The 23,559-nt window shown below is 61.5% G+C and carries 16 protein-coding genes; all 16 read left to right on the forward strand.

Going from position 1 to position 23,559, the window contains the following annotated elements; translation table 11 throughout:
* Positions 1 to 170: 170 nt before the first annotated feature.
* The 16 genes from J2741_RS03430 (at position 171) to J2741_RS03505 (ending at position 23,437) form a co-directional block, all read left to right on the forward strand.
* Complete coding sequence (locus tag J2741_RS03430) at positions 171 to 3,881, forward strand: DUF7948 domain-containing protein (RefSeq protein WP_209673638.1); 3,711 nt, start codon at positions 171 to 173, stop codon at positions 3,879 to 3,881.
* Positions 3,881 to 6,937: a PKD domain-containing protein gene (locus J2741_RS03435; protein WP_209673639.1), complete on the forward strand. Its 3,057-nt coding sequence runs from the start codon at positions 3,881 to 3,883 to the stop codon at positions 6,935 to 6,937. Before J2741_RS03430 ends, J2741_RS03435 begins: the two co-directional genes overlap by 1 nt.
* A 116-nt stretch (positions 6,938 to 7,053) precedes the next feature.
* Positions 7,054 to 8,121, forward strand: a complete 1,068-nt coding sequence (locus J2741_RS03440) for a nitroreductase (protein ID WP_209673640.1) — start codon at positions 7,054 to 7,056, stop codon at positions 8,119 to 8,121.
* A gap of 2 nt (positions 8,122 to 8,123) precedes the next feature.
* The gene (locus tag J2741_RS13080; RefSeq protein ID WP_209673641.1) at positions 8,124 to 9,179 is read left to right on the forward strand and encodes a PKD domain-containing protein; all 1,056 of its coding nucleotides are present in this window, start codon (positions 8,124 to 8,126) and stop codon (positions 9,177 to 9,179) included.
* 13 nt (positions 9,180 to 9,192) lie between these two features.
* The gene (locus J2741_RS03450) at positions 9,193 to 10,179 is read left to right on the forward strand and encodes an AAA family ATPase (RefSeq protein WP_209673642.1); all 987 of its coding nucleotides are present in this window, start codon (positions 9,193 to 9,195) and stop codon (positions 10,177 to 10,179) included.
* Positions 10,180 to 10,189: 10 nt separating this feature from the next.
* The gene (locus J2741_RS03455) at positions 10,190 to 11,080 is read left to right on the forward strand and encodes a DUF58 domain-containing protein (RefSeq protein WP_209673643.1); all 891 of its coding nucleotides are present in this window, start codon (positions 10,190 to 10,192) and stop codon (positions 11,078 to 11,080) included.
* On the forward strand, positions 11,077 to 12,036 hold the full coding sequence (locus tag J2741_RS03460) for a vWA domain-containing protein (protein ID WP_342452217.1): 960 nt from the start codon (positions 11,077 to 11,079) through the stop codon (positions 12,034 to 12,036). The genes J2741_RS03455 and J2741_RS03460 overlap by 4 nt, the downstream gene beginning before the upstream one ends.
* Positions 12,033 to 13,529: a hypothetical protein gene (locus J2741_RS03465; RefSeq protein WP_209673645.1), complete on the forward strand. Its 1,497-nt coding sequence runs from the start codon at positions 12,033 to 12,035 to the stop codon at positions 13,527 to 13,529. The genes J2741_RS03460 and J2741_RS03465 overlap by 4 nt, the downstream gene beginning before the upstream one ends.
* Positions 13,530 to 13,718: 189 nt before the next feature.
* Positions 13,719 to 14,582 carry an argininosuccinate synthase gene (locus J2741_RS03470; RefSeq protein ID WP_209673646.1) on the forward strand — a complete coding sequence of 288 codons (864 nt, stop codon included), beginning with the start codon at positions 13,719 to 13,721 and terminating at the stop codon, positions 14,580 to 14,582.
* The gene (locus tag J2741_RS03475) at positions 14,579 to 15,463 is read left to right on the forward strand and encodes an argininosuccinate synthase (RefSeq protein WP_209673647.1); all 885 of its coding nucleotides are present in this window, start codon (positions 14,579 to 14,581) and stop codon (positions 15,461 to 15,463) included. Before J2741_RS03470 ends, J2741_RS03475 begins: the two co-directional genes overlap by 4 nt.
* Positions 15,460 to 16,035 carry a molybdopterin-dependent oxidoreductase gene (locus tag J2741_RS03480; protein WP_209673648.1) on the forward strand — a complete coding sequence of 192 codons (576 nt, stop codon included), beginning with the start codon at positions 15,460 to 15,462 and terminating at the stop codon, positions 16,033 to 16,035. The genes J2741_RS03475 and J2741_RS03480 overlap by 4 nt, the downstream gene beginning before the upstream one ends.
* On the forward strand, positions 16,032 to 17,051 hold the full coding sequence (gene wtpA / locus J2741_RS03485) for a tungstate ABC transporter substrate-binding protein WtpA (RefSeq protein ID WP_342452218.1): 1,020 nt from the start codon (positions 16,032 to 16,034) through the stop codon (positions 17,049 to 17,051). The genes J2741_RS03480 and wtpA overlap by 4 nt, the downstream gene beginning before the upstream one ends.
* Positions 17,048 to 17,884, forward strand: coding sequence for an ABC transporter permease (locus J2741_RS03490; protein WP_209673649.1), 837 nt, complete (start codon positions 17,048 to 17,050; stop codon positions 17,882 to 17,884). Before wtpA ends, J2741_RS03490 begins: the two co-directional genes overlap by 4 nt.
* Complete coding sequence (locus J2741_RS03495; RefSeq protein WP_209673650.1) at positions 17,871 to 18,947, forward strand: ABC transporter ATP-binding protein; 1,077 nt, start codon at positions 17,871 to 17,873, stop codon at positions 18,945 to 18,947. The genes J2741_RS03490 and J2741_RS03495 overlap by 14 nt, the downstream gene beginning before the upstream one ends.
* 5 nt (positions 18,948 to 18,952) lie before the next feature.
* Positions 18,953 to 22,120 (forward strand): PEGA domain-containing protein, encoded by a 3,168-nt coding sequence (locus J2741_RS03500; protein WP_209673651.1) that lies wholly within the window; start codon positions 18,953 to 18,955, stop codon positions 22,118 to 22,120.
* Between the two features lie 39 nt (positions 22,121 to 22,159).
* A complete protein-coding gene (locus tag J2741_RS03505) occupies positions 22,160 to 23,437 on the forward strand; it encodes a purple acid phosphatase family protein (protein ID WP_209673652.1) in 1,278 nt (425 codons plus the stop codon).
* Positions 23,438 to 23,559 lie beyond the last annotated feature (122 nt).

Below are 23,559 nucleotides of genomic sequence, written 5' to 3' on the forward strand. Positions count from 1 at the left end.
TCGGGGGTGCAGAAAACAAAACCGGGAATTGAAAAAAATTGCTTATTTTTTCCGCGAGATAGAATAATTAATTAAACTAATTTAACAACTCACATCAAAACCTAATTTTTATTTATCATATTAACTTCTCCATTAAGTTATATATCCACTTATTTTCGTGAGGGTAGGTCATGACCAAAAAAGCAACAAAAATACCAGCAATTTTGATTCTTGCCGTTTTTGCATTGACATTCAGCGCCGCAGGGCCGGCAATGGCAGGACTTGTTCTACCGGAAGAGCAAGTGCAGGGAATCCAGTCGGATACCATGTTCCTGCCGCTGTTGTTCATACAAAACCAGGGTCAGGCTCCGGACGATGTGAAGTATCACGCTTCTGCGGCGGGGCACACGATATCCTTCATGCCGGACCGGATCGTACTCAGGGCGATCGTCAACGAGGGAGAAACACCCCGTGATACAGAGATATCGATGAGTTTTCCCGGCGCATCGGCCGCGCCCGAGATAACAGGCCTCGATCCTCAGCCTGGCGACGCGAACTTCTACCTGGATAATGATCCATCCCGATGGCGGGAGGGCGTTCCGATATTCGGTTCGATAGAGTACTGCCAGTTGTATCCAGGGATCGACCTTCGCTACCGTGGCACCGAGGGAGTACTGAAGCGAGAATTCATCGTCGCCCCGGGAGCCGATCCGGACCGGATTGCTATCGCCTACGACGGTATCCAGGGCCTCGCACTCAATGAAGACGGATCTCTCGCGATCACTACTCCTCTCGGAGTACTGACCGAAGAGGCCCCGATCGCGTACCAGGATGTTGACGGTTCGCGGGTGCCGGTCTCGGTTTCCTATCGCCTTATCAACGACAGGACCGTCGGTTTTACTATCGGAGAATATGATCCTTCCCTTCCGCTCGTGATCGACCCGACGCTCATCTATTCGTCCTTTTTCGGAGCGTCGGGAAGCACATATATCCACCGCGTTCGCGTTGACGGGAACGATAACATCTGGATCGCCGGCAGGACCAGCGCGAACGATCTCCCGGTCCAGAATCCCAACCAGGGATATGTATCAGGGAACGATGGTTTCGTGGCTGAGCTGAACCCCCAGGGAACTTCAGTGCTCTACCTGACATACATCGGGGGAGGTGCAGAGGACTCCATACAGGGTTTAGACCTCGATACCTCCGGCAATGTCTACATCTGCGGGGCAACGAGTTCCGATAACTTTCCTCTCCAGTCTCCCATAATGGACACAAGAAACGCACAATCGGCCGGGTTCGTGACGAAACTGGACCCGACAGGCCTGCCCGGTTCGCAGCTTATCTATTCTACATACCTGGGCCATAACGGAACATCTCCTTCCTATAATTATACGACCGTCAATGCAATTGGCGCTGATACGTCCGGAAACGCCTGGATATCGGGATACACGATGAGCGAAACCCTCCCGGTCACCCCCGATGCTGAACAGCCGAACAAGGCGGGAGGGTGCGACTCATTCGTCGGAAAGATTGCAGCCGATGGATCGCTGCAATACCTGACCTACCTCGGTGGCTCCGCAGACGACGGTGACTCCTCCGCTGCAGCGGGTTACAGTTCGTTCAAACCTATGGGGCTCGGCCTTGATTCGGCAGGAAACGTCTACATTGCCGGTTATACAAAGTCCAGTGATTTTCCTGTAGTGAATGCCTATGATTCGACCTACGGAGGCGGCACCACTGCGGACATATTCGTTGCCAAATACAATTCGAGCGGGGGGAAGGTATATGCAACGTATATTGGCGGATCCAACCTGGACAAGGCAAATGACATTGCCGTCGATGCAGGGGGATCAGTCTACATTGCGGGCACGACCTATTCCAACGATATCCCGGTGATTAATCCTGCACAGGGGACATTAAAAGGTACATATGACAATTATATTGCCAAACTCGATTCTTCAGGAACAAACCTGGTCTATTCGACCTATTGGGGAGGGGCGAGCGGTAACGATGACGGTGCATTTGGTATCGCTGTCGATGATAACGGGAACTCGTATACGGTGGGAGAAACGAGAGCTTCGGACTTCCCTCTCATCAATGCGACCCAATCGACGATGACGAGCTATGAGGGATTCATTGTCCGTCTTTCGCCTTCGGGGGAGGCGCTTTACTCAACCTACGTAGGTGGAGCGAACTATGATTACCTCTATGGTGTTGCAGTCAATGGTGAGGGAAATGCAGTGGCAGCTGGTGATTCAAACAGTGCCACGTACCCGATTGTCGGTTCACCCTATCAGGATACAAAAACCGGGACCTATAGCGGAGTCATTACTATAATCTCACCGCTCAATCTCCCGTCCGCATCCTTCACCGCCGACCCCCTCTCGGGTGATGCTCCGTTGGAAGTCCGGTTCACCGACACGTCGACCGGGGACCCGACCTCCTGGTCCTGGGCCTTCGGTGACAGCGGCACCTCGGACGAGCAGAACCCTGTCCATACCTACACTTCGGCCGGGCTTTTTACTGTTAATCTGACGGTTACGAACGCCGGGGGGAGCGACTCATTTGTTCGTACAGATTATATCACCGTCGCGCTCCCGGAAGGTGCCGGTCTCGCCTCCAGCGCCTGGCCGAAGTTCCAGTTCGATACCCGGAACACTGGACAGTCCCCGAATGCAGGTCCGGAGACGGGCACATTATATTGGACTTTCCCGGCTAACGGTGAATTCATCGCACAGCCTTCGATCGGTCCGGACGGCTCCATTTATATTGAGAACTACGACGGAGATCTCTATGCGGTAAATCCGGACGGGACGCTGAAATGGAACTATACCCTGGGTGAGCAGCTTCACGGTTCCCCTGCAATCAGTGCAGATGGAACGATTTACGTCGGCAACCGGGGTATTTCCGCGATTAATCCCGACGGGACTTTGAAATGGACCTACCCCGAAGGTCCTGCAGGGAACTTCACTTCTGCAACTATCGGACCGGACAAGACCATCTATGTCGGTTCTTTCGACGGACCGGTCGGTTCTTTGGTCGGTTCTCTGTACGCGATTTCGGACGTTGGGGACAGGGCTACCCTTAAATGGGCATACAATACGGGCCCGGTACTGGGTGTTCCTGCAATCGGAAACGACGGCACAATCTATGCCGGAAGCCTGGACAAAGATCTCTATGCGATCCGCCCGGACGGAACGCTGAAGTGGAACTTCACGACCGGAGGACAAATGGAGCTCGCCTCTCCCGCCATCGGATCGGACGGGACCATTTATATCGCGAACAATGATACAAACCTTTATGCAGTTGACCCGATGGGATCCCTTCGGTGGACTTACGCCATTGGAAATTATGTTCTCGGTACTCTCGCAATCGGGTCCGACGGAACCATATACATTGTATGCGAGGATCGTAACCTCCACGCGATAAACCCTAACGGGACCGCCAGGTGGAGCTTTGATATCGGGGGCTCGGGCGCACCGGTTCTCGCCGCCGACGGAACCGTTTATATCGGAAGCGACGACGGGAATATCTACGCGATTAACCCGGAAGGAACCCTGAAATGGTCATTTGCGACCGGAAGCTCGATAGTCTATTCCGCTCCGTGCATTGGTGAGGACGGAACACTGTACGTCGGTAACTTCGATGGCGACCTAATTGCGTTGAAGGATATTCCCGCTCCCGTCCCCCTCCCGGGGAAGACCGATCCTCCGACCGACCCGGACGGGGACGGGATCATCGAGGACATGAACGCGAACGGGATCAAGGACTTCAACGACGTATTCCTGTTCTTCAGGCAGATGGAATGGATCCAGGCGAACGAACCGGTCCCGCTCTTCGACTTCAACGGTAACGGTATCGTCGATTTCAACGATATCGTGAGACTGTTCAAGGAGCTTTGATGATGAAGTCCATTAATTTCGCCACATTTTTACTTGTGCTCGCCCTGGCGGCGTTAGCCGGAACGGCATCGGCATTCACCCTCTCCGGGGAGAACGCGAGCGTCGGAGCGCCCGGCGGGACCGCGACCATCGCGCTCTTCCTCGACGAAGCACCCGCCGGCCTCTCCGGGTTCAACATCTCGGTATCGCTCGCGGATCCCGCGGTAGGGGAGATCATGAGCGTCTCCTTCCCGTCGTGGGTCACCATGAGCGACAACACGACCTTCCCGGCGGATACCGTCTGGATCAAGTCGCTCGACACGGGACCGGGAGACTACGGGAATGTCGCGCCGGGGGCGACGGACATCCCGATGGGGACCCTCGCCCTCCGCGGCGACGCCGCGGGGACCACCGCGGTCGTCCTCTCGATCGTCCAGATGAGCGACGACGAGGGGATGAATATGACACCCGCCATAGCTCCCCTGTCCTTTACCGTGAACGGGCCGCCGGTGGCACAGTTCTCTGCGAACCTGACCGCCGGAGCCGCTCCGCTCACGGTCCTCTTCTCGGATGCCTCGACGGGTAACCCCGTCTCGTGGTCCTGGTCGTTCGGCGACGGGGGCAGTTCCACCGAGCAGGACCCGGTCCACACCTACCTGGTCCCGGGAAACTACACCGTGACCCTCACCGTGACGAATGCGGCCGGGAGCGACAACGAAGAGAAAACAGGATACATCAGCGTGACCGCCGCACTCCCGGACCCGCCGGTGGTGAACTTCACCGCGGATAACAGGTCCGGCCCGGCTCCTCTTGTCGTCCACTTCACGGACCTGTCAACCAACGGGCCTGCCTCATGGGCCTGGGACTTCGGCGACGGCACCACTTCGGGCGATCAGGACCCGGCCCACACCTACGCGGACCCCGGAACCTATTCGGTCACCCTCACCGCCTCCAACGCGGGGGGTTCCGGCGACGATGAGAAACAGGGGTACATCACCGTAACCGCACCGCTCCCCGACCCGCCGGTGGTGAACTTCGTCGGGGACAACAGGTCGGGCCCCGCCCCCCTCGTGGTCCACTTCACCGACCAGTCCACGAATAACCCGACCGCATGGGCGTGGGACTTCGGGAATGACGGGACCGTCGACAGCACGGAGCAGAACCCCACCTACACCTTCACCGTTCCCGGCACCTACCAGGTCAACCTCACCGCTTCGAATGCCGGCGGGAGCGGCAGCCGCCTGAAAGGCAACTACATCCAGGTCACCGTGCCCGGCAGCACCGACCCGGTGGTCGACTTCTCGGCCGATTCCAGGACCGGCACGGCGCCTTTCACGGTACAGTTCACCGATGCCTCGGTGACGGACCCGACCGCGTGGGCCTGGGACTTCGAGAACGACGGGACCGTCGACAGCTCCCTCCGGAATCCGGTCCACACCTACCCGGATCCCGGGACCTACCAGGTGAAACTCACGGTAACCAACGCGAGCGGCACGGCGAGCAGGCTCAAGGCGGACTTCATCACGGTAAACCCCCCGGTCACGGCACCGGACGCGGACTTTACCGCCGCGCCTCTGTCCGGTGACGCTCCGCTCGAGGTACAGTTCACCGACCAGTCCACCGGCGCCGGGACCTGGAACTGGGACTTCGGCGACGGCACCACCTCGACAGAACAAGACCCTGTCCATACCTACGGACTCCCAGGGAACTATACCGTCCGGCTCACCGTGGCGAATGGCGGCGGGACAGATACCGAAGTGAAGAGCGGGTATATTACGGTCTCTCTTCCACCGGACCAGGTCATCACCTCGATCGTGGTGGTGCCCGATACGGCCCTGATGGTACCGGGCGAATCCCTGCAGTTCGCCGCAACCGCGTATGATCACGACGGGGGTACGGTACCGTATTCAGGGTTCGCGTGGTCGAGCAGCAACGCCACGGTCGGTACGGTAAACAGTACCGGATATTTCAGGGCGCAGGCACCGGGATCCGCCACGATCACCGCGTCGAGCGGTGACGTGACAGGTTCCGCGAATGTGCATGTCGTGGCAGCTCCCGCGAACGGCGCCTCATTCACCGCAAATCCCGACACGGGACGTGCCCCGTGCATCGTCAGGTTCACCGACACCTCGAGTGCGACCGGTGTGACCGGCCGCGAGTGGGACTTCGGCGACGGAACTACGTCGGACGCTATCAACCCGACCCATATCTACCGTAAGGCGGGTCAGTACGTTGTCATTCTCCGTCTCTTCTCGGAGATCGGAACAGACACCGCGACCGGGACGGTACTCGTCACCGGAAGCGGGAGTACCGGCCCCGTTTCTTCCATTACGGCGCGGTTCTCCGCGAATCCGATGGCAGGGAAGGCTCCTCTCGAGGTACGCTTCACCGACCGTTCCACGGGGGCGGAGACCTGGACCTGGGACTTCGGCGACGGCACCACCTCGACCGAGGAAAATCCCGTACACGTCTTCACCGGTCCCGGCACCTATAGGGTGACCCTCTCGGTGACCGGCGAGGGGGGCAGCGCGTCCACGACCGGGTCGGTCATGGTAATCGGGGGCTCGTCCACTCCCGGACCCGTATTAAAAGCGCAGTTCTCGGCGAGCCCGATGTCGGGAAGAGCGCCTCTCGAGGTAACCTTCACCGACCGTTCCGCGGGGGCGGAGACCTGGACCTGGGACTTCGGCGACGGCACCACCTCGACTGAACAGGACCCGGTCCATTTGTTCACCGCCACCGGCATCCACAGGGTGACCCTCACGGTGACTCACGGTGATGAACTCGCGGCCTCCACGGCGTTTATCATGGTCATGAGCGGTGCATCCGGCCCCGTACTTCCTGCAACCGCACAGGTTACCGCGAGCCCGATGACCGGGAGAGCCCCGCTCGAGGTCAGGTTCACCGACCGTTCCGCAGGGGCGGAGACCTGGTACTGGGACTTCGGCGACGGCACCACCTCGACTGAACAGGACCCGGTCCACACCTTCGCGATGAAGGGGACCTACAAGGTTGTAGTACAGGTGAATACCGGAAATGCCGTGGAAGAAGCGACAAAGACGATCTGGGTGTTCTGAACTCCGGGACATAATATTAAATAAACTTATTTAACTTAAGACAAAAACCACCCATTTTATTTGCTGTCATTAAGATCTCCAATGGTCGAACCCCTACACCAACCCGAGGTCTGTTCATGCATAAAACCGCTGCTGTTTCGATAATTCTCCTGTCCGCCTTCCTGGCGGTCTCCTTCGCATCGGGCGCCCCCCTCCCCGCACCACGCCATATCTTTATCGACGTGGCGAACGATGCCGGAGTAAAATGGGACTGGGACAGCATCTATTACGGTGAACCCGGCGGCATCGCGAACGGCACCTACTATATCAAGGCCGACGGCGGAGGGCTGAACGAACTCCACCTCACGAACGACGTCACCTTACCCTACGGCCAGCTCACCGCAAGTAACAACGTCTCGGGAGTATTTTACGTCACCAACACCGGGGGAAGAGGGTACGACAACGAGATCATCCTCCTGCTCTCGGTTAAGCCCCCTATCCCGGACGACTTCGCCGTGCGCATCCGTGCGAGCGGCTATAACTGGACTCCCGCACCGCCGGGGCCCTACACGCCAGTCGAACTTCCCTCCGATTATTACCATATCGACGGCGCACTGGACGAAGTGTTCACCCGGAACGATTTCATGTACGGCCCGGAGACCTGGAAACCCGGCCCCGGGGATCTCCTCGTCCCGTCGCTTCCCCTCTACAACGGCCAGGACATCAGCGACGGTTCAACCGAGGAATACCTCATGTTCATCGATCTCTACGCCGGGAACATGTACCCCGAGAAGTTCGGAACGACGCTTGTCGATAACGGTGCGGTGAAGGTAGAGTATAGCTTCACCAACATGACCACCTTCGCGGCGTTTAACGGGTACGGCTGGTGCAGTGCCGCGAACCAGGACGAGGGGATCTCCTGGACCAACCGTATCGTCGACGTGGGAGCGAGCGGGTACACCGTGGAATACGTACCGCCATCCCCGTTGCCGTTCCCGGGAAAAACGAGTCCTCCCACCGACCCCGACGGGGACGGCATCTGCGAGGACATGAACGGGAACGGATTCAAGGACTTTAATGACGTGGTGCTGTTCTTCAAGCAGATGGAGTGGGTCCAGGCGAACGAGCCCGTGGGACTCTTCGACTTCAACCACAACGGGTACATCGATTTCAACGATATCGTGAGATTGTTCAAGGAGTTATAACCGTGACGACCGGAAATTCTGCGGGCCTGGTGATCGCCCTCGCCATTATAATCGCCATGGTCCTCCCCGCCTCCGCACTCACCATCTCGGCGGGAGAGGCGGTCGTGGAGGGGGGAGAGGACATCGCGAAGGTCGACCTTGTCCTCGACGAGGCACCGGAAGGGATCTCGGGGTATAACCTCACCGTCTCGCTCTCCGACCCTTCGGTGGGAGAGATCGAGGGGATCGGGTACCCGGACTGGGTCTCGCTGTCGGATAACTCCACGCTTCCCGCGGGCAAGGCCTGGATCAAGGCCGCGGACATGGGTGGCGGGGAGAACGGGAACGTCGCCCCGGGTGCGACGGGGATCGTGCTCGGGACGCTCACCCTTCGCGGGATCTTCCCCGGGACATCCGGGATCACCGTGACCGTCAACCAGATGAGTGACGACCTGGGAGAGAACATTGCCCCCTCCATCATTGCGGGGACATTTACCGTGACTGCCGTCGCGGCCGGGGAAACCCTGCCGGCATCTTCGGGGGGAAGTTCTTCCCCTGTTGAATATTCGGTCTCCGGAAGCGTGACCACCACGTCCACCGCAACGATCTCCCCCCCGGCTCCCGATGCCACCCTCACCGGTCCCGGCCCGGATCAGGCACCGGATTCGCCGGATGACGGGCTTACGGAGGAACCACCGTTCGGGAGCCCGGGTATTGTCGCGGATTTCTCGGCGGAGGTCCGAAGCGGCGTCGCGCCGCTCACGGTGCGGTTCATCGATCTCACCGGGGGGGGCCCCACGGGGTGGGCGTGGGACTTCGAGAACGACGGGGTCACCGATTCCGTCGAACAGAACCCCGGCCACGTCTACACGACCCCGGGAGTATACCAGGTCCGGCTTACCGCGTCCAATGCACAGGGAAGTGCGACAGAGATGAAGACCGCCTTCATCACGGTGAATCCGCCGGAGGCGGACGAACCGCCCCTTTTCGTTCCCTGGACCCTGGTGATCGCAGCCCTCGTCGCCATGGCCGGGGCAGGGGTCCTGGTGCTCTACCTGACGTTCACCGGGAGGATCTGACCCGGGACACCTCATGAATCCCGAGATCGCAGAACTCAATGCGTCGGCGGCCGGATACGCCGCCGCGCTCGACCGGGTCCGCACCGAGATGAGCAAAGTGATCGTGGGGCAGCGGGAGGTGATGGACAGGATGCTCGCCGCACTCTGCGCCGACGGGCACATCCTTCTCGAAGGCGTCCCAGGTATTGCGAAGACCCTCATGGTGCGCACCCTCGCGGGGTGCCTGGACTGCAGCTTCGCCCGGCTCCAGTTCACCCCCGATCTCCTCCCCGCGGACATCACCGGGACCAAGATCTTCAACCGGAAAGACTCGAGTTTTTCCACGGTAAAAGGGCCCATTTTTGTCAATTTCCTCCTGGCGGACGAGATCAACCGGGCCCCCCCGAAGGTCCAGTCCGCACTCCTCGAGGCGATGCAGGAACGGCAGGTCACCATCCAGGGAGAGACCTTTCCCATAGTCCGGCCGTTCCTGGTGCTCGCCACGCAGAACCCCATCGAGTCCGAGGGCACCTATCCACTCCCCGAGGCGCAGACCGACCGGTTCATGTTCAAGGTCATGATGGGCTATCCCACGCTTGACGACGAGATCGAGATCATGAACCGGTTCGCGGAGGAAGAGTGCAGCCAGGTGTGCAGGGTGCTCGCCCGTTCCGAACTCGACGGGCTCCAGGCATTCACCCGATGGGTGTACACGGACCCCGCCGTGAAGCGGTACGTCGCGGAACTTACCAGCGCAACCCGCGACCCTGCCTCGTTCGGGCTCGACCCCGCCGACCACATACGGTACGGTGCCTCTCCCAGGGCCTCCATCTTCATGATCCTCGGCGCAAAAGCGACGGCGCTCATGGACCGGAGAGGCTACGTGGTCCCGGAAGACGTAAGGGCGGTCGCACACGACGTGCTCCGCCACAGGATCGTCCTGACCTACGAGGCCGAGGCCGACGGAATGACCACGGACCAGGCGATCGACGCCATACTCCGGGAAGTCCCGGTGCCCTGAAGGAGGACCGATGCAGGACGCGACCTCACCCGGAGACCGGAGTTCCAAAAGGAGCAGGAGGTTCCGGAGACTCGAGCGCGCCATGATACCCATGGATCTGCGGTCGTCCGGGCTCGCGGCAGGAGTACATCGTTCGACCTTCAAGGGCCACGGGATCGAGTTCTCGGATCTCAGGGAGTACGTCCCGGGCGACGACCTCAGGGCCATCGACTGGAAGGTCACCGCCCGTCTCGACCAGCCGTTCACCCGGCTGCTCACCGAGGAACGCGACCTGACGCTGTGTCTCGTCGTGGACATCTCCGGTTCCACCGGCTTTGGTTCCCTCGCGAGCAAAGTCGATACGGCACGGGAGATCGCCGGCAGCCTCGCGGTCTCCGCGCTCCGCCACCACGACGCGGTCGGGCTCATGCTCTTCTCCGACGGGGTGGAGAAGTACGTCCCCCCCGGAAAGGGCAGACGTCACGTCCTCGAGGTCTTAAACACCCTCTTCGAGCACACGCCTGTTTCCGGGAGGAGCGATATCGCCCCCGCGCTCCGCCACCTCGCGCATTCGCTCGCGAGACAGTCCTCGGTAATCCTCATCTCGGACTTCCTCCTGCCACCCTGCCGGAGGGAACTCGCCGTGATGAAAAAAAGACACCAGGTCTTTGCGATAAGGATCTCGGACCCGAGGGAGGAGGAGATTCCCGACGTCGGATACCTCACGCTCGAGGACACCGAGACCGGCGAGCAGTTAGTCATCGACACTTCGGACACTTTGGCGATGGCCCGCTACCGCGAATCTTTCCGGGAACGTGAAGAATCGCTCGTACGCGCGCTCGGCACATTCGGAATCCCCCTCGCCAGGGTCAGGACCGGAGACGGGTGGGAGCCCGGGCTTCGCAGGTTTTTCCGGGGGTGAGGGCCTTGGCGGGATTCTATTCACCATTCTGGCTCCTCGGCCTCCTCCTGCTGCCGGTGCTCTGGCTCTTCTGGAGACGTTCGGTCTCCCGCAGAAAGATGGCCGCCATAGAGTTCTCGAACCTCTCTGCGCTGAAGTCGGCGGGCTCGGACGAACGCGGGAGGAGACGGGTCCTGCTCCTGTCGATCGTCCCGCTCCTTGCCCTGGGATGCCTGTTCATCGCGCTCGCAGGCCCCCACCTGCCCCTGGGGACCGAACGGGCGGGGACCAACGTGGTCCTGGTCATCGATGATTCCGGGAGCATGCAGGCGACCGATTACACACCGACACGGCTCGAAGCGGCGAAATCCGCGGCGGCGACCCTCATCGGCGAGCTCCCGGGGGAAGACAGGGTGGGAGTAGTGGTGTTCGAGTCCGGAGCATCGACCGCGGCATACCTCTCTCCCGATAAGACACACGTGATCCAGCGGCTCGAGTCGATCGGGCCGAAGACCGGGCAGACCGCCCTCGGCGACGGGCTGACCCTCGCGGTGGAGATGGTGGGTTCCATCCCTAGTGCGAAGCAGGTGGTGATACTCCTCTCTGACGGGGTGAGCAATGCGGGAGTGGTGAAACCTCTTACCGCCGCCTCTTTCGCGAAAGAACGTGGAATCCAGGTCTATACGATTGGGCTCGGTTCTGACGGCCCGGTCTCCCTGGGCACGGACGCGTTCGGAAACCCCGAGTACGCGGACCTCGACGAAGGAACGCTCCGGACAATCGCGGAAGAGACCGGGGGCAGGTACTTCACCTCGGTCGACGAGACCACGCTCTCGGGAATTTACCGGAACCTTTCTGGGGAGATCGTGAGCGAACCCGAAGAAACCGGCATCGGCTCCGTTTTTATCCTGGCTTCCGTCGCGCTCATCCTGGGAGAGTTCTGGCTCAGGTACGGCAGGGGGAGGATACTCCCATGAGACTCGCGATAGTGATGGTCCTCGGCCTGCTGGTCATGTCGGTCTCCGTCGCTGCCGACCCGGTCCGGCTATGGACCGATAACCGGGAGTACACATTCCCGGCGGGCGTGGAGGCGAAAATTCCCCTCCACGTGGAGAACAACGCCGGCGGGGAGGTCACGGGGGTTATCAGGGCCGTGTTCACCGAAGTGGCGGACGGGAGGGAGATCGGCCCGTGGACCGAATCCCGTTCCTATGCGTTCCAAGCGGGGGAGACCACCATCGGTTTCCCTGCGGGTACATCAGATACGCCATTGGTCCGTCTGGTCAGGCTGAACTTCGATTATACCGCAGGGATGACGAGGACCCTTTCCCTGGACGAGATCACGGTCCGGTTCGTCGTCACGGACCAGGGCGCTTCACCGCCGGCAACCGGCCCCGGTGTGGAAGCGGTTCCCGGGGTGGCAGACCCCACGAGCCCGGCGATATCAGGCCCCACGAACCAGGCCGGAGGAACGGACCCGGTCGGCGCTCAGGCAACCCAGGACATGGAATCCCTGCAACGTGACCTGCAGGCGTCGCAGGAGGAGACGGCACGGCAGAAAGAAGCCCTTCAGACGCGCCTCGTCCAGGACCCGGCGTATGTCGCGCTCAACGAGACCCTGGTCTCGGGGGGGTATTCCCCCCGGGAACCGTCCATCAATCCCGGCTCGGACACCGACGGGGAATTTACACTCCGGTTTACCAGTCCGACAGGCGCAGTCCTCCTCCAGGGGACCATAACGCGGGGGGTGATCACCTCTCTCGAGGCGAGTTCGTCCTCATCCCTCCCCGCCCCTTCTGAATTCACGAGCGATACGCAGTATCGCGACCAAATGACTCAGCTTGCGGAACAGGGGTTCACCCCTGCGGGAAGCCGGATCATCATCGCCGGAAACGAGCTCACCCTGAGCAGCGAATACTCGGGGAAGAACGGGGAACGTGCGGTCCTGACGGCGGTTTCGAGAAATGGCGTGGTGCAGTCGGTGGACCTCCAGACGGATTCCGGGATCATCGATATCCCCTCACTGATTGCGTTGATCGGGCTTCTTGCGGTCCTGGCCGTTCTCCTCGCATACCACCGGAGAAGAGGGTCCGGAACTGCACACACACAAGAGCAGGACCCCATCGTCCCCCCTGAAAAGCCGGATCCTTCCGTTACGGTAAAAGAGATGATCGCCGATGCCCGGAAGCTGGTCCCGGAAGGGGATCTCCCCGGGGCGTACCGGAAAGCCGGATACGCACTGCGGCATTACGTATCACTCCGTTTCGGTAAGGGAGACGAGATTACCGACACGGAGGCACTCAACCTTCTCCGCACCGCGGACAGTCCTTCGCTCCCGCCGGCGGCCCGGATCCTCGCGAGGTGCAGGGAAGTTGGATTCGCACGGGGAAAAGGTTCCGCGGAGGAATTTTCAGGCATCGCTGATGAGATCGATCTCCTTGTCGGACGCGGGCAGGGGCAGAATCCGTAACTTTTGTGAAACTCCAGGGATTACAATCCCGTTTCTGGAAAACCGGCCCCCCGCATATCGGCGTTTCCCGGTTAGATGAAGAGAAGTTAATCGTATTAATTAAACATATTCAACAAATAAAAACGAAATAGTAAGGTATTTCCGGCCACCGGGGCAGATCTCTTCACTTTGCCGGTAATCGGAGCAACCATGAACCGCAGCCGTATCGTCTTAGGGAACCGGGGGCTTTTCGAAAACCGGGTGAGCCCGGCCCGGGTGGGAAAGGCGCCCTTCTCTGCACCGGTTCCCTCTTTCCTGGCAGCCCTTCTTTTCGCGCTCGTGCTGGTCTCCGCGGTATCGGGAGCCACCACCTCCGTCCATATAATCAGGGAGGACGCTTCAGGGGCCGTTATCGCCGAAAAGACCGTCGACTATACCTGGATGGAGAAGAACCTCCCGGTCCTCGGCGACGGGACGACCCATTATTACCACCAGGGCCCGGTCTTCGTCGACGGGACCGGGGAGCGGTGGAACCCCGCGGAGGATCGCAACGTGCAGGAAAAGGACATGGGCGCCCTGAAAGGGACAAACCTCTCCCGCCTCTGCGACCTTGTCGGGGGGATGGCACCGGGCGACACCGTGAAAGTCTCGGCGGCCGACGGTTTTTCAAAGACATTCGCCTTCCGGAACGTATACGACCCTTCTCCCCGCCAGGGTCCGCTGGTGATCACCTGGTACCGGGCGGACGAGGGCTACGTGCCGGACTACCGCACCGGGATGAGGCTGGTCTTCTTTGCGGACACCTCGGTGAACCCCTGGGGCATCCACGCGTTCGGGAACCAGGACTGGCACGAATCGGCCGACCCGGAGTACTATTACTACTACGTGCAAGGGAGTGAACGCTATCCCACGACGACGGGCCTCTCCGTGCAGGAGGTCTCCACTATCACCATCATGGAAGGGGACGATCCGGGGACGGTCGCCGGTCCCACTCCGGCACCGCTCGGACCGGCGGCGGTGCTCACCGGGATCGGCCTCTCGTCCGTACTGGTTGCCCGGAGGCGGGGACAATGAGTCCCGGGAGAACGGTCCGGGGCGCGAGTTTCCGGGTCTTTTTAACCCTGTTCCTCGCCTCACTGCTCTGCACGGTCGTCTTTACGGCATCCGTCGCAGGGGAGCCGACCACCGGCCTCCGTATCGTGCAGTACGGACCCGACGGGATAACGGTGCAGAACGAGACCCGCGTCTCCATCGCGTGGATGGAACAATACCTCCCGGTCCAGGGTGACGGGGTGACCCATTACTACCACCAGGGGCCGGTCTTCGTGGATGACAAGGAGGCACAGTGGGACCCGGGTGAGACCGCGAACTTCAAGGACATGGGTGCCGTGAAAGGCACGGCAGTCAGGGATCTCTGCGATCTCGTGGGGGGCATGGCACCCGGCGACGAGGTGATGGTGAAAGCCGTGGACGGGTACCACGTGGAATTCCCCAGGGAAAATGTCTACGACCCCTCTTCCCGGCAGGGGAACATCACCGTGTGCTGGTACAACGGGGATGAATCTTCCGCGGGCGAACGACAGGGAACCGGGTATCCCTCCTCGTATAACGTAGGTATGAGACTCGTCTTTTTCGCGGATAATTCCACGAACAGCGCGGGAAAACACGTCTTCGGGAACCAGGACATGAGAGCGGTCATGCCTCCGGATACCATCCATCTTTTCGACGAACTCTACCCCTCCACCAGCGGATACACCGTGAAGTGGGTGGACGAGGTCCGGGTCTACCAGGGAGGATATCACGGATCGGCAGATCTCCTTCCCAAGTCGCTGGAATCGAAGATGGACGAGACTTTTCCCTCAACGCCCGCCTCGGCCGCGAGCGGGGCAGCCCTCCCGTTCGCCGCCCTGACCGTCATGGCCGGGGCACTCCTCTTCCGGAGGTGCGGGAGATGACGAAAGGAACCGGGTGGTGCGCACTTTTCGCGGCCCTGATCGTCATCATCTCAATCATGCTCGCGGGATGCACGACAGGACCCGCAAACGCGGAGGATGACGCCGCAAAGGACTGGCGGCTCACCCTCAACGGGACCGGCACGAAAGTGCTGACCATGGAGGATCTCCACAGTTTCCCCGCAGTCACCGGTCACGGCTATGCCGTATCCACGACCGGGGTGCGGTTCGGCCCCTATGTCTGCACGGGGGTGGACCTCCGGGACCTCGCGGCCGAAGTGGGGGGGCTTGCCCCTGGCGACCGGATATGGGTCTCGGCACCCGACGGCTACATGTGGGTCTTCGATACGGACCAGGCGGAAGGGAACGGGTTCGTGACGTTCAACGCGTCCCTCCGGGAGATCCCGTCGCCGCCCCTTCGCATCATCCTGATGTACGAGCAGGACGGGAGACCGGTCGGATACGATGACGGAGGACCCGCCCGAATCGCGATTATCTCGGAACAGCCCGGCGTCGTTACCGAAGGGAGTGCATGGGTGAAATGGGTGGACCGGATCGAGATAAAAAGAGAGTGAACTCTTTTCAGGTCAACGCGGTCATCCTTGCCATCGTCCTTACCGCACTGGTCCTGTGCTCCGGGTGCACCCAGCCCGCACAGGAGAAGACCACGCTCAAGGTGATAGCCGCCGGGAGTCTTCTCTCCCCTTTCGCAGAGGCGGAAAAAGAATTCGAGGCCTCACACGCGGGGGTCGACGTGGAGGTCGAAGGGCACGGGAGTATCCAGGTGATCCGCCAGGTCACCGACCTCCACAGGAACGCAGATGTGGTCGCGGTGGCGGATGAGTCCCTGATCCCCGACCTCATGTACCGGGAGGACGAAAAGACCGGGAGAAACTTCACGGACTGGTACCAGCCGTTCGCCACGAACGAGATGGTGATCGTTTACACCCGGAAAAGTCTTTATTCCGACGAGATCGGTCCCGGAAACTGGGTGGAGGTCCTCTCCCGGCCCGATGTGCGGGTGGGGTTCTCGAACCCGATGCTCGATGCCGCGGGGTACCGGGCGCTCATGGTCTTCCTCCTCGCCGGGGAGGAATACGGGGACCCCAGGATCTTCGACAGGGTGATCGGGAGCCATTTCGACCCGCCCCTCGATGTCAGCCGTTCAGGCACGGTCTCGACGGTGACCCTCCCGGAGATCATGAAGCCGTCCGATGGAAAGGTGGTGATACGGGACGGGAGTATCTATCTTCTCTCTCTCCTGGAAACGGGAGGGATCGATTACGCCATCGAATACCGGAGCGTTGCGGAAGGGATGGGGCTCGACTATATTCTACTCCCGGCCCCCGTCAACCTCGGCAGAGATGAATACGCGGAGAATTACCGTCGTGCGAACGTGGTCCTCGGCTTCCAGCGCTTCAGCAGTATCGGGAGGGAAAGGACCGGGCTACCCATCGTCTATGCGCTCACCATCCCTTCGGGCGCCGGACATCCCGGGCTTGCCCGGGAGTTCATCGATTACGTGAGCCGGCAGGCGGAGCTCGGAAGACCCGGATGGCCGGCACCCCTCCGGGAGGCCGGGAACGCATGAGTGGTAACGCCGGGCCTCCGGCAGGAAAAAAACGGTCGGGCATTGACACCTCGCTCCTGGCTTTCTGGCTCCCCGGCGCCCTGATGATCGGGCTGATCGTGCTTGCCCTGGCCACGATCGCCATTCCCGCGCTTTCCAACCCGGAAGGCCTGTCGGCCGCGGTAACCGACAGCGAGGTGATACACTCCCTCCTGCTCACCTTCGCGGCAGGGGCGAATGCGGTCTTCATCCTTTTCATCCTCGGCACGCCCCTTGCGTACGCGCTCGCCCGCACGGAGACCCGGTGGAAGGGGTTCCTCGAAAGCCTGGTCGACCTGCCCCTGATCCTCCCCCACACCGTCGCAGGGCTGATGATCTACCTGTTATTCATGGCCAGGGGGCCCCTGGGTGCGCCTTTCGCGGACATCGGGATCTTTTTCGAGGACGCGTACCCGGGGATCGTGGCGGCGATGACCTTCGTCGCGATCCCTTACTACGTCAACGCCGTGCGTTCGGGGTTCGACCAGATCCCCGTGCACCTGGAGAACGTGGCCCGGACTCTCGGCGCCTCGCGTCTCCGGGTCTTCCGGTACGTCTCCCTCCCGCTCTGCACCAGGCCGATCCTCTACGGGTGCCTGCTTGCCTGGGGCCGGGCCATCGGGGAATTCGCCGCCGTGATCATGATCGCATATTTCCCTCTGGTCATCTCCACCCTCATATTCTACCGATTCACGACCGGCGGACTCGCCGAGAGCACGGGGATCGCGTTCATCATGATCGTCCTCAGCGGGCTGATCTTCCTGGTCTTCCGGCTGCTGACCGCCCGGAAAGGGAGGTACGATGATAGGGCTTGAGGGTATCTCGGTGACCTTCGGCCGGTTCGCGGTCCGCGACGTTGACCTTTCGGTGAATCCCGGCGAGTATTTCTTCCTCATGGGGCCCTCGGGTGCCGGGAAGACCGTGCTGCTCGAGACGATCGCCGGGCTGCACGCCCCGGACAGGGGGGCCGTCCGGGTCGGGCCCGGTGAAGTCACCCGGCTCCCCCCGGAAGCACGCCGGATAGGGTTCGTGTACCAGGACTATTCCCTGTTTCCCCACTACACGGTGGAAGAGAATGTCGGGTTCGGGATGAAGATGACGGGAGTGCCGCTGGCGGCAAGAAAGGAGAGGACAGAGGAGCTCCTTGCCCGTTTCGGCATCCTCCCGCTCCGGGACCGGCTCCCGGGCACCCTCTCCGGGGGGGAACAGCAGCGGGTCGCCCTCGCCCGCGCTCTCGCTCCCGGGCCTTCGGTCCTCCTTCTCGACGAACCCTTCGCAGCGCTGGACGCGGGTTCCCGGGACCGGTGCATGAAGGAATTGCGCTCGCTCCACCGGGAGAGCGGCCTGACAATCCTCCAGGTAAGCCACTCCAGGGACGAGGCCTACGCGCTCGCCGACCGGGTGGCGGTCATGGACCAGGGCAGGATCGTCCAGACCGGGACCAGGAAAGAGGTGTTCGAATCCCCTTCCCACCCGGCGAGCGCGACCATCGCCGGCTACGAGAACATGATACCGGGCGTGGTCGTGGGAGCGGGAGACGGGATCGCGGTCATGGCCGGGGATCTGACCATCCGGGGAGAAGGGAACGTACGTCCGGGTGACCGTGCCCTGGCCTGCATCCGTGCCGCCAGGATCAAACTGATCTCCCCCTCCGGACTTCCGGGGGAAGATGAGATCCGTGTCCGGGGTACGATATCTTCGCTCATCCCCGGAGACAGCTCGACAAAGGTGGGGATAACGGGTCCCGTAGACCTGCAGGCGCTGGTCCCCCTCGAGGACCCCCCCGGACTGGTGATCGGGTCCCCGGTGACCGTTGCATTCTCCCCTGACGACGTGCACATCGTCAGGGTCTCCGATACCGGGAGGAAGGAGCGGTGAGGGAAATGTCCCCGCATCACCGTCGCGGTCGGGATAGCGGAAAAAGGGGGCGGCACCTCGCGGTAGTCTTTCTGCTTGCCTCCGTCGTATGCCTGGCCGCGATCCTCCCGGCGGCAGGCACCTCCACCGAACTCCATATCGTGAAACTGGCCTCGGACGGGTACACCATCCTGAGAGAGACCAGGGTCACCTGGCAGTGGATGGAACAGAACCTCCCCGTCAGGGGCGACGGGACCACTCACTATTACCTCCAGGGCCCGGTCTTCGTGGAGAACCAGGACGACCGCTGGAACCCTGCCGAGGACACCAACGTCCAGGAGAAGGACATGGGCGCCGTGAAAGGGACCGACGTGCGGGACCTCTGCGACCTGGTGGGGGGTATGGCAGAGGGGGATGTGCTCACGGTGAAGGCGAACGACGGCTTCTCCCGGGAGTTCGCCTATGAAAATATCTACGCCCCGTCATCCCGGCAGGGGCCGGTAGTTATCGCCTGGTACCAGGCTGCGCAGGGGTACGTCCCTTTGTACCAGGACGGGATGCGGCTCCTCTTCCTCGCCGATTCCTCCTCCAATCCGTGGGGGATCCACGCGATGGGGGTATGGGACTGGCACGAGAGTGCTGACGAGCAGTACTGGTACTACTATTACGACGGTACCCAGCGCTATCCCACCACCACCGGCCTTTCCGTCCGCTCGGTGAGCGAGCTCTCCATCGCCAGCCAGGAGGAGCCCGCGGGCTCCGTCCGCGTGACCTCGGAGCCGGAGGGAGCGGCCGTGACCCTCGATTCCATGGAAACGGGTCTTACCACCCCCTGCACGATATCCGATCTCTATCCCGGCCCGTACATGGTGGGAGTGGTGCTGGCGGGGTACGACACCCCGGGAGAACAGGAGGTCGAGGTGGTCCACGGAGAGACCGCGGAAGTATCCTTCACTCTGGAGAAAAGCGCAGATTCGGGGTACACGACCGGAGACGGCGGGGATTCTTCACTGTCCGACGGATCGGGGGGATCCGGGACGCTCCCGCTCCGGAGGGAGGGGTCAGTTCCGGGCGACCTGGCGGTAATCCCGCTTACCGGGCTCGGGGAGGTCATGCGATCCGGAGAAAGCCGGAACCCGGTGCCGGACTATGCCCTGCCCGGAAACTTCACCCCGGTCTGCCTCTGTATCTTTTCGGCCGATTATTCGAACCCCCGGAACCCGGCACGCACCTCCCCCGAGATGGAGCTCGCCATCGACGGGGCCGTCGTACCCTCCGGTGAGATCGCTACGGATACGTCTCCTGGCGGGGCTGCGGGTCTTGTCGCCACCGAATGCTGGGATCTTGCCGGTATACCCGTCAGGGAGGGCTCAACAATTACCCTCCGAATGAAGGGAGAACCGGGGGCGACATGTGCGGTACGGGGCGGGGTCCTTGTTTCGGGCGTGGACCGGGTTTCCGGATCGTCGACACGGTACTGGATGTTCGAGGGCGCTGATGCGACGCAGGCGTCTTCCGGGATGGAGAGTGCGGAGAGCGAGACCCGTTTCGAGTTCTCTCCGGGGGCCGCGGGACTTCCGGGAACGTTGAGCCTTATCCTGGTGACAACAGGCAGGCAACGGGAGAACGACATACCAGGGTTCCAGGTTCAGATAAACGAGAATATTCTCACGGGATCTTTTTCCGTGCCGCATGGGGAGATGTGGATTGGAGAGCTCAGCATCCCCGCACTCACCCCTGGGACGCGGGTCAGCGGGGTGGTAAAAACCCTGGGATCGCCCGAAGGAGGCCTCTTTACAGAGAACAGGATTGTTATCATCGCAGGCCGGGTCATGGACGCCCGGGGAACGGACGTGGTTACGACGGGCACTCCGGCCGGTGAACTACCTGATACTATTGCTGACGCACCCGCGGAGATTGTCGTCACGACATTGGCAACCGCTCCACCCACCGGTTCCGGTGCATCGCCGGCCGAAACCCCCTCAACCGGGGCTCCCCTGGTGGCCCCGCCCCCGGCCTCTGCACTGGAAAGGATTATCGATGCAATATTTTCCTTTATCTTCGCCGTGAGCGGGGCTCCCCCGATCTCCTATGAGAATTCATCCGGGACTTCCACGGGGCCCGGTGAGGGATCCCAACCGGGCGGGGGCGGATCGGACGAGAACCCCGCAGAGGTCCCCGTTGAATATACACCGGATAGCGGGACCGGGCAAGTTGTCGGTCAGCCCGTCCTGCCTGCCGGTACCGGGAACAGTACGGATCCGGGAGCAGCGCCCGCCACACCCGGGGAGGAAGGGAGGATCACCCCGTATGGCGGGCTTTACCTCGAATCACTTCCATCGGACATCAGCCTGAAGATCGACAATAAGCCTGTCACCCAGAGCCTCCCCTGCGTGGTCTACGGGCTTAAAGCAGGGAGCCACCTGGTTCGAGCGGATCTCAGTGCGGGCGGGGGCCGGCCCGGCACGGCCAGGTCCGTCCGCACCTGGGTCTACCCGGGCGCGGTGATGCCGCTCCGCCTGGACCTCATCGGGGTGCAGGAGCTTATCTCCACCCGCATCGTCACCGGGGACGGAAGTGCGGTATCGTTCACCGTCGACGGACATTACCCGGTAAGGAAGGCACCGACCGAGGTGGAGATGGGAGGGCCGGGGTCTTTCATCACCGCCCTGAAAGATGGCGCGTATCTCTCCTGTACTCCTCCTCCGGCCTACTCGGGCACCCCGCTGGTCACTATTCCGGCTGCCGGGGCGACCGGGCTCCATACGCTGGAGGTCGAGTCGTCGCCCGCAGGGGGGGAGGTGTTCATCGACGGGGTCAGGACGGAACGCACAACCCCCTGCCGGGTGGAGAACGTATCCGAGGGGCTCCACCGGGTCACCGTATCCCTGGCGGGTTACATCCCGGGAGAATCGGTCATCGACGTCCCGGTGAGCCGGGACCCGGTGGTGAAGTCCCCCGTGCGGTTTACCCTCGAACGATACCCCTGGGGCGACCTGGAAGTCCGGGGCGGTACCGAGGGCGCTGATATCTTCCTCGACGGGTTTGCCACCGGGGAGAAGACTCCGGCCACGCTCCGGTATATCCCCATAGGGGTCCACGAGGTGACGCTTCGCCTCGGGGACAGGAGCAAGGCGAGCGATGTCACAGTCAGGCCGGGGGAGTTGATCAGGTGTTCCGTAACGCTGGAGTGAGATCGGGTGCGCAAGGAGGGGGGCACCGGTGATCCGTTCATGAGCCGGGTTGTCGGTCGGACCCCCGCGATACCCGGCAGGAAGCGGAACGCACCATTGATCGTGCTCCTCGCCATAGGACTGGTGATCCTTGCCCTGCCAACTCCATCGGCCGGGGATTTGCCGGATGACCCGGCAGGGACCGAATGGGGACCCTTGATTACGAATACATCGCCGTGGTCGGCGACTATCCAGTGGAAAACCCATGACTCTGTGGTTGGGGGCGTGGAGTATCTCCCGTTCACCGGTGGATCCCCGGAAGGCCCGAACATCACCGTTACGGAGAACGCTGCCTGCCAGGTGCACCGGGTGACCCTCCGGTCTCTCGCCCCCGGAACCATGTATGTCTATCGGCTGTCCGGGTATCCGGGCTGGTTCACGCTCCGGACATTTCCTGAACACGGACCCGTACGGTTCATCGTGTACGGTGACACCCGGGGACAGGAAGGGTGGAAAGACCAGGAACTCCTCAGGAAGAGCGTTGCCGACGCCATCGCCCGTGAGAACGATATCATGTTTGTTGTCCATACCGGAGACCTGGTCTATGATCCCGGAAACGCCTCCGACTGGGGGGAGTTCTTCTCCCTGTCAGGGGAGTTCATGGGAAACACTTCGTTCTTCCCGGTGGCGGGGAACCACGAGGGCAACCTTGCCGCGTATCACCGGATCTTCGGTATGCCGGACGGGTACTCCTTCTCCTGCGGTGATGCGAGATTAATCGTGCTCGACAGTAACGTCATGGATGCCGCCGAAGAGACCGCCCAGGCGGAATGGCTTCGACACGAGCTCGCGACGACCACCGGACCGATCTTCGTCGCCCTTCACCACCCGCTCTATTCTTCCGAAACAAACCATTACGGGGGCCGGCAAGACCTCCGGGAATCATTCGGGACCCTCTTCACCCGGGCGGGAGTCACCGCGGTATTTTCCGCCCACGTCCATGCCTATGAACATTACTGGAACGGGGGGGTCCAGTATTTCACCGTGGGGACCGGGGGAGCCCCCTTCTACCCGCTTTCAGCCGAAAAGCCCGCGGGACATGTCAAGAGCCTCGAGAATACCGCAGGCTACGCGGTGGTCACTGTTGAGGATGAAGGGATAACGGTAGATTTTATCAGGGTAGCGGAAGTGCGGGAGGGGAATGTGATCCTGTTTCCACCCGGTTCCGTCGCTGAACGGACAGAGATCGGGGAGCGCCCGGGTATGATAATTCCCTTTATCGGGATCCCGTTCGAGAACGGGAATCCTGACGGGATCCGGTTCCCATTCGGTCCCTGAGGGGTTAGGATCTCGTCCGGAATGGATTCATCGGGGAGAATGTGTACCAGGGTTGAGGGGGGACCACGGCCTTCTCGAAGCTTAAGAAAATTCGGCTTTGTTGACCTCCTTACTACGTGACG

Origin of the sequence: Methanolinea mesophila (assembly GCF_017873855.1) — an archaeon.
Taxonomy (GTDB): domain Archaea; phylum Halobacteriota; class Methanomicrobia; order Methanomicrobiales; family Methanospirillaceae; genus Methanolinea_B; species Methanolinea_B mesophila.

Coding starts and splice junctions, on each gene's coding strand:
- J2741_RS03505 (WP_209673652.1), top strand. CDS start 22,160: ATGAGCCGGGTTGTCGGTCGGACCCCCGCGATACCCGGCAGGAAGCGG.
- J2741_RS03440 (WP_209673640.1), top strand. CDS start 7,054: ATGCATAAAACCGCTGCTGTTTCGATAATTCTCCTGTCCGCCTTCCTG.
- J2741_RS03435 (WP_209673639.1), top strand. CDS start 3,881: ATGATGAAGTCCATTAATTTCGCCACATTTTTACTTGTGCTCGCCCTG.
- J2741_RS03455 (WP_209673643.1), top strand. CDS start 10,190: ATGCAGGACGCGACCTCACCCGGAGACCGGAGTTCCAAAAGGAGCAGG.
- J2741_RS03500 (WP_209673651.1), top strand. CDS start 18,953: ATGTCCCCGCATCACCGTCGCGGTCGGGATAGCGGAAAAAGGGGGCGG.
- J2741_RS03470 (WP_209673646.1), top strand. CDS start 13,719: ATGAACCGCAGCCGTATCGTCTTAGGGAACCGGGGGCTTTTCGAAAAC.
- J2741_RS03465 (WP_209673645.1), top strand. CDS start 12,033: ATGAGACTCGCGATAGTGATGGTCCTCGGCCTGCTGGTCATGTCGGTC.
- J2741_RS03495 (WP_209673650.1), top strand. CDS start 17,871: ATGATAGGGCTTGAGGGTATCTCGGTGACCTTCGGCCGGTTCGCGGTC.
- J2741_RS03450 (WP_209673642.1), top strand. CDS start 9,193: ATGAATCCCGAGATCGCAGAACTCAATGCGTCGGCGGCCGGATACGCC.
- J2741_RS03490 (WP_209673649.1), top strand. CDS start 17,048: ATGAGTGGTAACGCCGGGCCTCCGGCAGGAAAAAAACGGTCGGGCATT.
- J2741_RS03480 (WP_209673648.1), top strand. CDS start 15,460: ATGACGAAAGGAACCGGGTGGTGCGCACTTTTCGCGGCCCTGATCGTC.
- J2741_RS03475 (WP_209673647.1), top strand. CDS start 14,579: ATGAGTCCCGGGAGAACGGTCCGGGGCGCGAGTTTCCGGGTCTTTTTA.
- J2741_RS03430 (WP_209673638.1), top strand. CDS start 171: ATGACCAAAAAAGCAACAAAAATACCAGCAATTTTGATTCTTGCCGTT.